Below are 12922 nucleotides of genomic sequence, written 5' to 3'. Positions count from 1 at the left end.
AACATTTGGCATTAAAAAGACCCGGTGGTCCAAGACCACCAATGAGAAAGAAAGAACCAGATCACCGCATTAATGAGTTAATCAAGGTACCTGAGGTACGTTTGGTAGGAGATAATGTGGAACAAGGAGTTTTCCCTACGCGCAAAGCGTTAGAGTTGGCTGATGAGTTGGAACTTGATTTAGTGGAGATTTCGCCAAATGCTGTACCGCCGGTTTGTAAGATTATCGACTACAGTAAGTTTGTTTACGAACAGAAGAAGAAACAAAAGGAAATCAAAGCTAATGCAAAACAGACTGTTATCAAAGAAATTCGTTTCGGACCTAACTCTGGTGAACATGATTTTGATTTCAAATTGAAACATGCGATTAAGTTTCTTGAAAGTGGTGAGAAAGTGCGTGCATACGTACACTTCAAAGGTCGTGCTATCGTACACAAAGATCAAGGTGAGATCTTGTTGTTACGCTTCGCTCAGGCACTAGAAGATTACGGTAAAGTAGAACTTTTACCAAAATTGGAAGGGAAACGTATGTTTTTAACAGTAGCTCCAAAGGCTCCTAAAAAATAATAAGAATTCTAACAGATTGATATAAAATTTATAAGTATTATGCCAAAAGTTAAAACCAATTCCAGCGCAAAGAAACGTTTCAAATTGACTGGAACAGGTAAAATTGCAAGAAAAAACGCTTTCAAAAGCCACATCTTGACAAAAAAGAGCACAAAACGTAAACGTAACTTAACACAAACAAGTTATGTATCTGATGGCGACATGGGCAACGTAAAACGTATGCTTGCTATCGGTAAATAAGTTTTATTCGATTTTATTTAATAATAATTTTTTAACCGGGTACAGGGTCGTAAGTTCATTGAAATACATGGCACCTTTTACCAAACTAATTTTAAAAATATGCCACGTTCGGTTAACGCAGTAGCTTCAAGAAGAAGACGCAAAAAAATCCTAGGCCTTGCAAAAGGTTACTTTGGATCACGTAGCAAAGTTTATACTATTGCTAAAAATACAGTAGAAAAAGGTTTACAATACGCTTACCGCGATCGTAAAACCAAAAAACGCGAGTTTAGAGCTTTATGGATTCAACGTATCAACGCTGGAGCTCGTCAACACGGAATTTCTTATTCCCAATTGATCGGTAAATTAAACGCTAAAAACATTGGCTTGAACCGTAAGGTTTTAGCTGATTTAGCTTTAAATAACCCAGAAGCTTTCAAAGCAGTTGTAGACGCAGTAAAATAGAGTTTTTAATCCGTTATCAATTTGTTAGAGATATTAAAGGAGCCTAAAAGGCTCCTTTTTTTGTTATCATTTGTTACCGCTGAGATTACTGTAGTCTTTTTGGGACGGTGTTTGTATGTATAGCGGGGAACTGCTCGGCGTATTTTATTTGGAAAAAGCCTTATAGCCCCTCTGAACAACTGAAATTATCAAACTATAAGTAACAGCCATTTACGCTCAATATTAGGTTTGATTTTTGTAGAATGAGCTAAAAACATACAATTATGAAAACAAGAACTATCGCATTTGGATTTTCACTTCTTTTATTAGGAGGTATGGTTATGGCTAAGGGGCCAGGTTACAAAGCTCCAATAAAAGCTGTATCTGATCAACAAGGAAAAGTTATATCAATTGAGGGAGTGGGTAACACCCGGACAATAGAGGCCAAGGGAGGAGAGACAATCCAAATAGAAGGCGCCGATAATAAGGTTGTGATACGTGGTAATGTTAGTAAAGTTATTATTGAGGGTAAAGGTAATACAGTAACGGGAAACGACGTGTCAACTGTTACAATTGAGGGCGCAGACAATATGGTTAATATTGGCTCTTTGGAGACAGTGCAAATTGAAGGTGTTAAAAACCATGTTCACTACAAGTCAACTAAAAACAAATCTGGCCAAGTAAAGGTATCTACCGAAGGAGCTGATAATATGGTAATGAAGATGAAATAGCTGAAAAGGCGCCCATAAAAAAGGGTTTTGCATGATATCATGCAAAACCCTTTTTTATTTAGAAATAGTATTTAGTTTTTAGCTTGATTATCATCGGGCCGCTCCCGATCTATTTCGTCTTTTTGTGTTTTATATTCTCCAGATACAGTTTGCGTATTTTGTTCTTGTATGGGATAGGGCTCTAAGAAATCCTGATCAAAAGGATGCGGAGTAACAGCTCGCTGCATATGATTGTCATCGTGATATGTTCGAAGACAGGTCCCTTTGATACGTTCGGAGTTATATGCGTAAGTTCCCCAGATACAGAAAAAGAGGATGGCTCTAATATTATCTTTGTAGGTCGTGAATAGGTCTTCTGTTTTATCTAAATATCCGTTGAAAATAAAATAATATGCAATTCCATCCATTGTACAGAATATGGCCATAAATAGAGCGACGATAAAGAAGGTCTGGGCAAATATATCCCTTTTTTTGATCAGTAGAATAGCGCTATAAATTAAACCAGCAAGTATCAATACATTACCGATCATTTCTACCAGCAGTAGAATTTTATATGAAAAGGATGAAATTCCAGCTACCTGATCAACTGCTTGCCAGGTGTTTAAATTAAAAAAGGACTGCTGGAAGAAAAATATGCCAGATAAAGTCAATATATTGATAAATAACACAATAAGGAGTACGATCATCCATCCGCCTATTTGATCGTAATAAACCTCATCATAGGGTTTGATGATAATAGGTTTGCTCTTGTTATACTTTTTAACAATATACCAGATCACAGTCGGTACAGAGACGATGAATAAAAGTAGGGTGAACCAATTGATCTCCTTCGATGATGCAGGTGTACCCAAGTTCGTTATTCCATCTGTCGCATATCCGTCAGCATCAAGATAGAAACCATTGAAAAAGATATTGTCCCGATCAGCAAAATCCGTATAATACTGTTTCAGATCTTTTTGTTCAACAAATGGTTCATGAAAACCTAAGGTATACGCAATTTTAATACTATCTGGATTTATCTCCAATGTTTTACCGAATACATAGGCATTACGGTCGAAAAAACTGTTTTCTCTATGGTTGCCAAATAGTTTCTTTCCCTTGTTAACCACATAGATTTCATATTCGATATCATTAGGGAAAGGCAGGTTTAGTGGAGCTATACGATCTTCCATAATTTCGGGCAGCTTGTCGTTGATATTTGTGCCCAACATGGAAATATATTTTCTAGAAGATCCGTTTTCTGCTTTTCCGATATTTTTTATTTTGTATTTTTCAATGATCTCCACACGATTGTTTACAATATCATCTTTGTATTGGACATTGGTGATTTTATTGATTTTGGGATAGATTTTCGCATAGTACTCCAGGTATTGCTTCTGTATATCATTTTTGGCACTACTTTGAAAATAAGTCCGCATATTTTCTGCTTCGTTGCCGAGATAGATAGTTTGTACATCAAGGGTAGCTTCGGATTTGCCTTCAAGTGTCAATGTTTCCCTGACTTTAATATTTCCGGTAATATTCTGTGGTACATCTGTCAGTTTCCCTTTACCCATCGCTGAGAGTACTTTCCCATAGGCAGGGAAATATCTGTTTTTGATATCTCCACCTTGATTGGTGATGGTTGGATCTATATATTGGTAACGTCCGTCAACATTCACCTCAATAACCATGTGGTTGAAAGCATAGGGCGATGGGAGTTCTTCTTGTAGCCCGCGGTCTTTATAGGTATTGGCTAATACCAGTCCTACGCCAATGTTCTTGTTTTTAAGTATTGTCGCCAGCAGCATTGATTTATCTTTGCAATCGCCGTAGCGCTGCGAAAACACTTTTTCCGGTACATTCGCCCGGTGTGAATATTCGCCCATCTCAATACCCATATACCGTATTTCGTTTTGTACGAAGTCACAGGCCTTTTTTAGGTACACATAGGGCTGTCCATTTGACTCTTTCCATAGTTGATTAACGAAAGTTTGAAGTGCGCTTGACGGAGCAATCTGTGGGATGGGATTGATCCTATTATTCCATTGATCTACCTCCAGCCAAGTATTGAATTCTGAACACTGGATATATTTTAAAGGGCTATACCAAGCCGGACTATAATTTTCGTATTGTACTGTTTTATCTTCGGTCAGTTCCCAAAAGAAATTGGTTGTATTTCCCGCGGATTGTTGTTGTACTTCTGGAGCGCCATTGAAACTTTTGAATTGAAGTTTACGACCTTGAGGGACAATATAATTGAGATGAACCAAGCCGGTAGGCTCATAGCCGCGTAAATAATAGGTGTCGAAAAATTTATTTTCAAATACAGGGTTTGCACCAATTATTGAATAAGCAAATACAATCTTGTCGTCTTTACGCAAATCCTCCAGGACACAATGGGCCATCTGACTTCCATTGTAGATAGATCTCGAAAGTTCCGTTTCGGATGCGAGGAGCTTGAATTTTGCTTGCGGTAATAAGTTAATATCTTTCCCGTTACGAATGATCTTCAACTCATGTAATTGAAGTTTTTGGAAATGCGGATCAAAAGTTACCTGAACTTGTCCCAGATTTTCGATTCCACTTTGATCAAATAATACTTTTATGTCCTTATAATATTTTGTTTGGCTCCCTAAGTTTATTTGATGCTCGATTAATTCATAGTAATACCCATCACTAATATCATCCAAATTTGGTTTTATGGGCTTTTTTGTGGCGGACCGAAGCCAACTTGGTGATGCTGTTTTTTGAATGGATGTTTGGGCTAATGACCAAGAGCATGCAGCTAGTACGAGTGCAAAAGCTAATAGAAGATGGCTAAATCTTTTCATCAATTAATAATTTAACCTAAGATAAGTAAAATTTGGACGTAACTGTAGCTTAATTTAAGGATCATTAATAATCTTTATGGAGTAAAAATCTGGCTGTCTAAAAAGATAAAAGGGTTGCCTGTGTACACAGGCAACCCTTTTATCTTTCAATCCGGAGATATTATAGTTTACTCTCTCTTTTTTTCTTTTTCTTCACCACTTTAGGCATTTGTGCCTGTTTCATTTCATGCTGTCTTTCAAGGTATTGAATGATTTCAGAAGCAATGTCCTTTTTCGTGGCTTTTTCTATACCTTCCAGTCCAGGGGAGGAATTCACCTCTAGTACCAGCGGTCCCCGGTCTGAAGGAATCATATCCACACCACAAACCGTAAGTCCCAATTGGGCTGCAGCAGCAATTGCAGTTTCTCTTTCTGCCTTACTTAGGCGTATGACCTGCGCTGTACCACCGCGGTGTATGTTGGAGCGAAATTCACCTTCCTTAGCCGTACGTTTCATCGCCCCCACAACTTTCCCGTCGACCACAAAAGCTCGGATATCAGAGCCTTTCGACTCTTTGATGAACTCTTGGATCAAAATATTATTTCCGAGGCCGTAGAACGCTTCTATAACAGATGAAGCTGCTTTCTTAGTTTCTGCTAAAACAACACCAATCCCTTGCGTACCTTCCAATAGTTTGATCACCAATGGAGCGCCGCCGACCATACTGATTAGATCATCAACATCGGATGCTGTACGAGCAAAGCCCGTAATCGGAAGTCCAATACCTGCACCGGACAAGATCTGCAGACATCTCAATTTATCTCTGGATCTGGTAATCGCTTGACTTGGATTTGCGGAAATAACATCCATCACCTCAAATTGTCTAACAATAGCTGAACCATAAAAGGTGACCGAAGCGCCTATTCGGGGAATAATAGCGTCAATACCACTAAGATCTTGTCCTTTGTAATGAATACTGGGTTTACCTTGTTGAATGCCAACGTAACACTTACTGTGATCTATGACAACACATTCGTGTCCTCTTTGTTGGGCAGCTTCTACGAGACGACGAGTTGAGTATAAACTCTTTACTGTCGATAATACGGCAATTTTCACGGTTTGTATATTGAATATATTTTTGTGCTAATATAACAAAATAGCTTTGCTATTTGTTTTTATTTTGACGGGGACTTCAAGGAGAGATTTTCTTTGGAAACGTCGACCAAAAATCTGCGATATAGAAAATTCTTTCCTAAAAGCATCGGATAAGTCATTTTGGAGCGATTTCGAAATGAAATCTTGATACTGAAAACCTGATCATAAAGCTTCGCTGTGGTTCGGATGTAATAACGCTTTTCCTCCTGACCAAATGAACTTTTAACCAGTTTAGTTTTGTAAAGTCTTAATTTTAGAACTTTGGTTTCTTCTGTCTCGAAATTGGTAATGAGTTCACAGAGAATCCAGTCCTGGCCATCTTCATTAACGATTTTATAGGAATTACAGTGCAAAACAGATGAAGCAGCACCGGTATCGATTTTTGCTTCTATGCCAAATATTCCTAATTCAGGTAAATCTAGGGTCTCTTTCCAACCCACAAGAAGTTTTTCTTTCATTTAAACCAAATGGAATAGAGGCACCAATCTCTTCAATAGAAATTGGTGCATTCCTATTTATTCGTAAATAAATTCTCCAAAAGGAGATGTAATCGTTACTTTTTTAGAAGTTGCCTCTTCCACACGACCGATAATTTGCGCGGGAACGCCGAACGACTCGGAAATAGCAATAATGTCCGCAGCAATGGCTTCAGGTACATATAATTCCATACGGTGTCCCATATTAAATACCTTATACATCTCTTTCCAATCTGTATTCGATTCTTTCTGTATCAATTCGAAGAGCGGCGGGATCGGGAAAAGATTGTCTTTAATAATATGTACATTGTCAACGAAGTGAAGTACCTTAGTTTGCGCTCCACCCGAACAATGTACCATTCCATCAATTTGAGAACGGTATTTATCTAATATATTTTTAATGATTGGAGCGTAGGTACGCGTAGCTGAAAGTACAAGTTTACCCGCTGTCACTTTTTCGCCCGTTTCAACTACGATGTCATTGGTTAAGTCTTGGCTTCCTGCAAAAACAAGTTCGTATGGAACTGCTGGGTCATATGCTTCTGGATATTTCTCTGCTACTTTTTTGTTAAAAACGTCATGACGTGCAGAGGTCAAACCATTGGAACCCATCCCGCCATTATAGGCTTTCTCATAGTTTGCTTTTCCATTGGATGCCAAACCGACAATTACATTGCCCCCTTTGATTTTGTGATTTGAAATGACATCTTCACGTTTCATACGACATGTCACTGTGCTATCGACAATTATTGTACGTACCAGATCACCAACGTCAGCAGTTTCACCACCAGTTGAATAAATACCGATACCTAAATCACGAAGTTCAGACAATATTTCTTCCGTACCGTTAATGATTTCTGCAATGACTTCTCCTGGAATAAGATTTTTATTCCTTCCGATTGTGGATGATAGTAGGATATTATCGGTTGCTCCAACACAGAGTAAATCGTCAATATTCATGATAATTGCATCCTGTGCAATACCTTTCCAAACCGAAATATCTCCTGTTTCTTTCCAATAGACATAGGCTAGGGAAGATTTGGTGCCAGCACCATCAGCATGCATAATATTGCACCAGTCCTGATCTCCACCCAAAATATCTGGAATGATTTTACAGAATGCTTTGGGAAACAGACCCTTGTCGATATTTTTTATCGCATTGTGTACATCCTCTTTTCCAGCGGATACACCTCGTTGATTGTATTTTAAATCTGACATCTTAGCGCAAAAATAAGCAATAGCGCTGAATTAACGAACCTTATTTATGTAATTTAATCACTTATGATCGCTCGCCAATGCACGATGAGTTTCTCGAGGTTTGTTTTTGCATTTGCAGGGCTTGTGCTGGGGAGACATATATAAGTTACGTTTTCCTTTTTTTCAAAATACTTTACGTATAAATTATGGGCCTTCTGTCCATTAAAAACGACCAGTTTGATTGCAGGATTTGCCTCAAGCAGAGCTATAATTGGATTGGGACTTTCATCTTTAATGGCTAAATCCATGCTGCCGGGACGAGAAGCTTCCGCACATACATCCCAAAGGCCAATGCCATTGTCTACTAGCAGGTTTACTTTGTCAGCATAGTTTGTCGCATTTGGGCTGTTATATAAATGCCGGATGACTTTCCAAAAGCGATTTTGCGGATGTGCATAATATTCATTTTGCTCCAATGATTTGTCCCCGGGCAGAGATCCCAGGATGAGTGTTTTTGTGTTTGCATTCACAAGAGGTAAAAAAGACCGTTTGAGCATAATCAAAAATAATAATAAAAATTTTGGCTTTGAAATATGAAATATTTTTTGCTATATTTATGATATTAAAATGATATCAAATATATATTAATAAATTATGGAAAAGTTAATTAAACCTATGTCGGGCTATTTAGCCCTGTTAATTGCGGTAGCTTCTTTTATAGCTGCCATATTTTCGTTTGCCAATATCGATACGAGTTCGCTTTATGTTGTACTTGGCGTAGCCTTGATGATCGGAACATTTTTTATTCTGAAGGGATTGATGATTATTAATCCAAATCATTCGCGTGTTTTGAATTTCTTTGGTAAATACGTGGGGACGGTCAAAGAAAACGGTTTATTTTTCGTCAATCCGCTATATTCTACCATCAAGATCAGTCTGCGTTCAGACAACTTACAGGGGCAAACGCTGAAAGTAAATGATAAGATGGGAAATCCGATCGAGATAGGCGCGGTCATTGTATGGCAGGTAGGGGATACCTATAAAGCTGCTTACGATGTAAGTAACTATACTTCCTATGTACGTACACAGAGCGAAGCAGCAGTACGGCATCTTGCGGGAAGTTTTCCTTATGATAACCTTGAGGATGAGGGGGCTGAGATCACTTTGCGCGAAGGCGGGGATACCGTTAACCATATCCTTGAGCAGGAGCTTTCAGATCGTCTTGCACCTGCAGGAGTTATTATTAAAGAGGCTAGAATTAGTCATTTAGCTTATGCATCTGAAATCGCTGGGGCGATGCTACAAAGGCAACAAGCTGCAGCGATTGTTGCTGCACGTTCTAAGATTGTCGATGGTGCCGTAGGAATGGTTGAAATGGCACTAAAAAAATTGTCCGAAAAAGATATAGTAGAATTGGACAATGAGAAAAAGGCAGCTATGGTAAGTAACCTTATGGTTGTACTTTGTGGAGAAAAGGCAGCAACCCCAATAGTAAATACCGGTACTTTGTATCAATAAACTGAATAAAATGGCAGATAAAAAGAACTTTATGTTGCGGCTCGATGACCAAATGTACAAAGCATTGGAAAAATGGGCTGCGGATGAGTTTAGGAGTGTTAACGGGCAGATAGAATATCTTTTACATAAAGCGCTGCAAGAAAATAAAAGATTGAGTGCGGAGAAAAAGTCTGCAGATAAAAAATAAAGAATCAAAAACTAAAAATGTACCTTTGGCTTCATTTATAACGAAGCCAAAGGTACATTTTTTTGTTAAGTAATATTTAAGTAATAAGATATGGTGATCAATCCAATTTATAATTTATTGGTCGTAAGCACAAGTACTATCCATGGTAGTGAATTCCTGGAATATATTAAAGAGGATTTTGTAAAGTTTATTGCATCTGATGAGCTGCTATTTGTTCCTTTTGCGCGACCATCCGGAATTTCTTTTGATGCGTATACGGCGAAAGTTCAGGAGGCTCTCAACGATAAGAATATAAAGGTAACCGGATTACATGAATTTGAGAACAAGAAAAAGGCCATCCAGGAGGCAAAAGCAATTTTTGTTGGTGGCGGAAATACATTCTTGTTGTTGAAGACCTTGTATGATCTGGATCTTGTGCATCAACTACGCGTACAGGTAGGGAAAGGAATTCCCTATGTAGGTACTTCCGCTGGATCTAATCTGACAGGATTGACCATTGGTACAACGAACGATATGCCTATTGTTTATCCACCTAGTTTTGATGCCTTGGGATTTTTACCTTTTAATATTAATCCACATTTTTTGGATCCGGATATGAACTCGACACATAAAGGAGAAACCCGTGAAACCCGTATCCAGGAGTTTCATCAACTTAATTCGCAACCTGTCGTCGGACTTCGGGAAGGGAGCTGGCTTAAGGTAAGTCAAGGTGAGATAGAACTTGAAGGAACGTTGACTGCCCGATTATTCAGACCAAATATGGACGCTGTTGAACTTGATCCTGGATTAATTAATTTTTAAGATTTTGTAAAATCTGCACTCTTTTTGTAGCTTAATAATAAAGTAAAAGCAGGTTGCTGTCTATTTAAATAAATATTGGGTCTTTCTTCGTTAAAAAATACTTTTGTAGATGATTGGATATCATACAAAATAAGGTACTTTTGCGCTAAATCCATTAAAACTTTCTTCCAATGGAACAAAATTCAGCATTACACCCGGCCGATATTGCGGAAGAAATATCGCGTCTAAATAAAGGTGAGCAACATCAATATTTTATGGACTATCCATTAGAGGATAGATTGGAAATCTTTTCTTTTTTGGAAGTAGATGTCCAATATACATTGATTAAATCAATGACCGAGCAGGAGTTGTCCGAATTGCTGAATAATCTAAAACCGGATACGCGAAACGAATTGCTTTCTGAATTGCCAGATGATCTAATCAAATATTTGATTAATCTCTTAAATGAACGTGAAAAGCAGATGGCCCTGGAGCTGATCGGATATAAAGAGGATAGTATTGCCCGACTAATGACACCAATGTATGTACAGGTACGTCCTTATTATACTGTGGATGATGTCTTTCGGCATATTAAAGTCTTTGGAAGAAAAGCGGAAACACTCAATTTCATTTATGTCGTTGACGAGAAAAATGTGTTGATTGACGATTTGAAAATCGGTCAGCTACTATTGTCTGATGGATCTACAAAGATTTCGGACTTAATCGATTATAATTTTGCGGCTATTAAAGCCTCCACACCCATGGAGGAAGCCTTCGAAATTTTCCAGAAATACGATCGAAGTGCCTTACCGATTGTTACCGAAGCTGGTGTATTGGTCGGAATTGTGACATTTGACGATGTATTAGACCGGATCGAAGATCGTGACACCGAAGATATTCAACGATTTGGGGGTATGGAGGAATTGGATTTGGCATATACAAAGACCCCATTACTTCAGTTAGTACAAAAACGGGCGGGATGGCTTATTATATTGTTTTTCAGTGAGATGCTTACGGCGTCAGCCATGGGCTTTTTTGAAGGAGAACTGGAAAAGGCAGTTGTATTGGCATTGTTTGTTCCTCTAATTATTTCCAGTGGTGGAAATTCCGGTTCACAGGCAGCATCACTTATTATTCGTGCCATGGCTCTGGGCGAATTGAAACTCAAAGATTGGTGGTATGTGATGAAAAGGGAAGTTTCTTCCGGATTGATTTTGGGCGGGATATTAGGTACTATTGGTTTCCTACGGATACTGGCCTGGCATTTTCTTGGTCTGTATGACTACGGTCCGTATTGGATTGCCATAGGTCTTACAGTAGCAGTGTCTTTGGTGTTTATCGTGTTGTGGGGTACGCTGTCTGGTTCATTTATTCCATTTATCTTGCGTCGATTTGGATTGGATCCAGCCACGGCATCAGCGCCCTTCGTAGCAACGTTAGTGGACGTTTCGGGATTGATTATTTATTTTACCGTTGCAGCATTCTTTTTGCAAGGTAAATTATTGTAAGCCTTTCAGAAAAAATATAGAAAAAAGCATAAAACAACAGCTTGGTTTTATGCTTTTTTATTGACGGAATTACAAATTCAATTTTCGATACAATTTTTCTTTAATTCCACCTTTCTGGGCAATATAAATTCCTTTTTTTCCGGAGAATATAAATGCGGTTATGCAAGCAATTGCTATAAAAACAACAGGTTGGAAGCCGAAAAGTTCATAGCCCATAATGATGCAAGCTAAGGGTGTATTTGTAGCGCCAGAGAATACGGCAACAAAGCCCATCGCAGCCAATAATCCAAGCGGGAGTGGGATAAAGCCGCTGAGTGCACTGCCAAGAGTCGCCCCAATAAAAAATAAAGGGGTCACTTCTCCGCCTTTAAAACCGGCAGAAAGGGTAAATGTGGTTAAGATCAATTTGATTAAGAAATCATAATAATCCGAGGGATTATTGAAAGCCTCCTGAATCATTGGAATACCTAAGCCGATATATTTTGTACTTTTTAGCAATACCACCGTAATCACGATGATGATGCCACCGATAACAGGTCTGAGCAGAGGGGATTTGATCTTTTTAAATTGAGCACTGAAGAAGTCTCCGGTGAGGGTGAACAACCAGGCTGCCAAGCCAAATAAAATTCCAGCAATCAAACTCAACCCAATATTGCTTAAAGAAAGCGCAGGAATCATTTCATGTATTGGGTAATGTGTGTGCGGTACATGCCATAATTGACAGCTAAAATTTGCGATATAGGCTGTGAGAAGGCAGGGGAGGATACCAAAATATCTTTTTTTACCAATGAGCAGGACCTCAAGGCCGAAGATCGTACCGGCTAGTGGTGTGCCAAAGACGGCAGCAAAACCCGCAGTAATACCGATAGATATCAGGATGCGTCGTTCGGTTTTGTCGAAATCAAACCAACGGTTGAGCTGATCGGCTATTGCTCCGCCGATCTGAACTGCCGTTCCTTCACGTCCGGCTGACCCGCCAAATAGGTGGGTAAGTAAAGTTCCGAACAGCACAAGTGGTGCCATAACAAGCGGTATCCTGCGTTGTGGACGAAGATACTCTTCGATTAGGAGATTATTCCCTTTGCTTGACGGGTTGCCCCAGCGCTGATAGGATAGGGCAATAACCAAACCTGCAAATGGTAATCCATAGATTATCCAAGAATTGTTTTCTCTATATTGTGTGACCCAATTCAGCGAAAAAAGAAAAAATGCACAGATTGATCCAACACTAAAGCCTATTATACAACAAGTAATAAGCCATTTAGCAATAAAACGGAGATTAATTTGAGGTGGTTGATTTGAAATTCTGATAGCCATAAGTCTACACTCTATATAAAATTTGTTGTTT

14 protein-coding genes are annotated in these 12922 nt (G+C 38.7%); 8 read left to right on the top strand and 6 right to left on the bottom strand.

The window, feature by feature from the left end; translation table 11 throughout:
- Positions 1-5: 5 nt before the first annotated feature.
- From infC to ABFX33_RS04400, 4 genes are all read left to right on the top strand, one after another.
- On the top strand, positions 6-566 hold the full coding sequence (gene infC / locus ABFX33_RS04415; RefSeq protein ID WP_120258375.1) for a translation initiation factor IF-3: 561 nt from the start codon (positions 6-8) through the stop codon (positions 564-566).
- 39 nt (positions 567-605) lie between these two features.
- Positions 606-806, top strand: coding sequence for a 50S ribosomal protein L35 (gene rpmI / locus ABFX33_RS04410; protein ID WP_002993964.1), 201 nt, complete (start codon positions 606-608; stop codon positions 804-806).
- Positions 807-905: 99 nt separating this feature from the next.
- Positions 906-1250: a 50S ribosomal protein L20 gene (rplT, locus tag ABFX33_RS04405; RefSeq protein ID WP_046674462.1), complete on the top strand. Its 345-nt coding sequence runs from the start codon at positions 906-908 to the stop codon at positions 1248-1250.
- A gap of 263 nt (positions 1251-1513) precedes the next feature.
- Positions 1514-1960, top strand: coding sequence for a DUF3060 domain-containing protein (locus ABFX33_RS04400; protein ID WP_208642462.1), 447 nt, complete (start codon positions 1514-1516; stop codon positions 1958-1960).
- 71 nt (positions 1961-2031) lie between these two features.
- On the opposite strand, the gene ABFX33_RS04395 is transcribed toward ABFX33_RS04400, so the two are convergent.
- From ABFX33_RS04395 to ABFX33_RS04375, 5 genes are all read right to left on the bottom strand, one after another.
- Positions 2032-4773 (bottom strand): DUF3857 domain-containing protein, encoded by a 2742-nt coding sequence (locus tag ABFX33_RS04395; protein ID WP_346084493.1) that lies wholly within the window; start codon positions 4771-4773, stop codon positions 2032-2034.
- Between the two features lie 160 nt (positions 4774-4933).
- Positions 4934-5869 carry a 30S ribosomal protein S6--L-glutamate ligase gene (gene rimK, locus ABFX33_RS04390; RefSeq protein ID WP_346084492.1) on the bottom strand — a complete coding sequence of 312 codons (936 nt, stop codon included), beginning with the start codon at positions 5867-5869 and terminating at the stop codon, positions 4934-4936.
- Between the two features lie 59 nt (positions 5870-5928).
- Positions 5929-6366: an ATP-dependent zinc protease family protein gene (locus tag ABFX33_RS04385; protein ID WP_120258373.1), complete on the bottom strand. Its 438-nt coding sequence runs from the start codon at positions 6364-6366 to the stop codon at positions 5929-5931.
- Positions 6367-6423: 57 nt separating this feature from the next.
- The gene (locus ABFX33_RS04380) at positions 6424-7602 is read right to left on the bottom strand and encodes an AIR synthase related protein (RefSeq protein ID WP_120258372.1); all 1179 of its coding nucleotides are present in this window, start codon (positions 7600-7602) and stop codon (positions 6424-6426) included.
- 53 nt (positions 7603-7655) lie between these two features.
- The gene (locus tag ABFX33_RS04375; RefSeq protein ID WP_346084490.1) at positions 7656-8138 is read right to left on the bottom strand and encodes a DNA-deoxyinosine glycosylase; all 483 of its coding nucleotides are present in this window, start codon (positions 8136-8138) and stop codon (positions 7656-7658) included.
- Between the two features lie 97 nt (positions 8139-8235).
- Between ABFX33_RS04375 and ABFX33_RS04370 the strand changes: the two genes are divergently transcribed.
- From ABFX33_RS04370 to mgtE, 4 genes are all read left to right on the top strand, one after another.
- Positions 8236-9099, top strand: coding sequence for an SPFH domain-containing protein (locus ABFX33_RS04370; RefSeq protein WP_346084488.1), 864 nt, complete (start codon positions 8236-8238; stop codon positions 9097-9099).
- A 10-nt stretch (positions 9100-9109) separates the two neighbouring features.
- A complete protein-coding gene (locus ABFX33_RS04365) occupies positions 9110-9286 on the top strand; it encodes a type II toxin-antitoxin system antitoxin (RefSeq protein ID WP_120258369.1) in 177 nt (58 codons plus the stop codon).
- 90 nt (positions 9287-9376) lie between these two features.
- Positions 9377-10087, top strand: coding sequence for a dipeptidase PepE (pepE, locus tag ABFX33_RS04360; RefSeq protein ID WP_346084486.1), 711 nt, complete (start codon positions 9377-9379; stop codon positions 10085-10087).
- A gap of 170 nt (positions 10088-10257) precedes the next feature.
- The gene (gene mgtE / locus ABFX33_RS04355) at positions 10258-11574 is read left to right on the top strand and encodes a magnesium transporter (RefSeq protein ID WP_120258367.1); all 1317 of its coding nucleotides are present in this window, start codon (positions 10258-10260) and stop codon (positions 11572-11574) included.
- A gap of 69 nt (positions 11575-11643) precedes the next feature.
- On the opposite strand, the gene ABFX33_RS04350 is transcribed toward mgtE, so the two are convergent.
- The gene (locus ABFX33_RS04350; RefSeq protein ID WP_346084484.1) at positions 11644-12891 is read right to left on the bottom strand and encodes a voltage-gated chloride channel family protein; all 1248 of its coding nucleotides are present in this window, start codon (positions 12889-12891) and stop codon (positions 11644-11646) included.
- Between the last annotated feature and the right edge of the window lie 31 nt (positions 12892-12922).

The organism is Sphingobacterium ginsenosidimutans, assembly GCF_039536865.1.
Classification (GTDB): Bacteria; Bacteroidota; Bacteroidia; order Sphingobacteriales; family Sphingobacteriaceae; genus Sphingobacterium; species Sphingobacterium detergens.
This window is presented reverse-complemented; position numbering and strand designations above follow the sequence as displayed.

Bases quoted from the DNA above. Each gene is read 5' to 3' on its own strand.
- rpmI (WP_002993964.1), top strand. From the start codon at position 606: ATGCCAAAAGTTAAAACCAATTCCAGCGCAAAGAAACGTTTCAAATTG.
- rplT (WP_046674462.1), top strand. From the start codon at position 906: ATGCCACGTTCGGTTAACGCAGTAGCTTCAAGAAGAAGACGCAAAAAA.
- ABFX33_RS04400 (WP_208642462.1), top strand. From the start codon at position 1,514: ATGAAAACAAGAACTATCGCATTTGGATTTTCACTTCTTTTATTAGGA.
- ABFX33_RS04395 (WP_346084493.1), bottom strand. From the start codon at position 4,773: ATGAAAAGATTTAGCCATCTTCTATTAGCTTTTGCACTCGTACTAGCT.
- ABFX33_RS04385 (WP_120258373.1), bottom strand. From the start codon at position 6,366: ATGAAAGAAAAACTTCTTGTGGGTTGGAAAGAGACCCTAGATTTACCT.
- ABFX33_RS04380 (WP_120258372.1), bottom strand. From the start codon at position 7,602: ATGTCAGATTTAAAATACAATCAACGAGGTGTATCCGCTGGAAAAGAG.
- ABFX33_RS04375 (WP_346084490.1), bottom strand. From the start codon at position 8,138: ATGCTCAAACGGTCTTTTTTACCTCTTGTGAATGCAAACACAAAAACA.
- ABFX33_RS04370 (WP_346084488.1), top strand. From the start codon at position 8,236: ATGGAAAAGTTAATTAAACCTATGTCGGGCTATTTAGCCCTGTTAATT.
- ABFX33_RS04365 (WP_120258369.1), top strand. From the start codon at position 9,110: ATGGCAGATAAAAAGAACTTTATGTTGCGGCTCGATGACCAAATGTAC.
- pepE (WP_346084486.1), top strand. From the start codon at position 9,377: ATGGTGATCAATCCAATTTATAATTTATTGGTCGTAAGCACAAGTACT.
- mgtE (WP_120258367.1), top strand. From the start codon at position 10,258: ATGGAACAAAATTCAGCATTACACCCGGCCGATATTGCGGAAGAAATA.
- ABFX33_RS04350 (WP_346084484.1), bottom strand. From the start codon at position 12,891: ATGGCTATCAGAATTTCAAATCAACCACCTCAAATTAATCTCCGTTTT.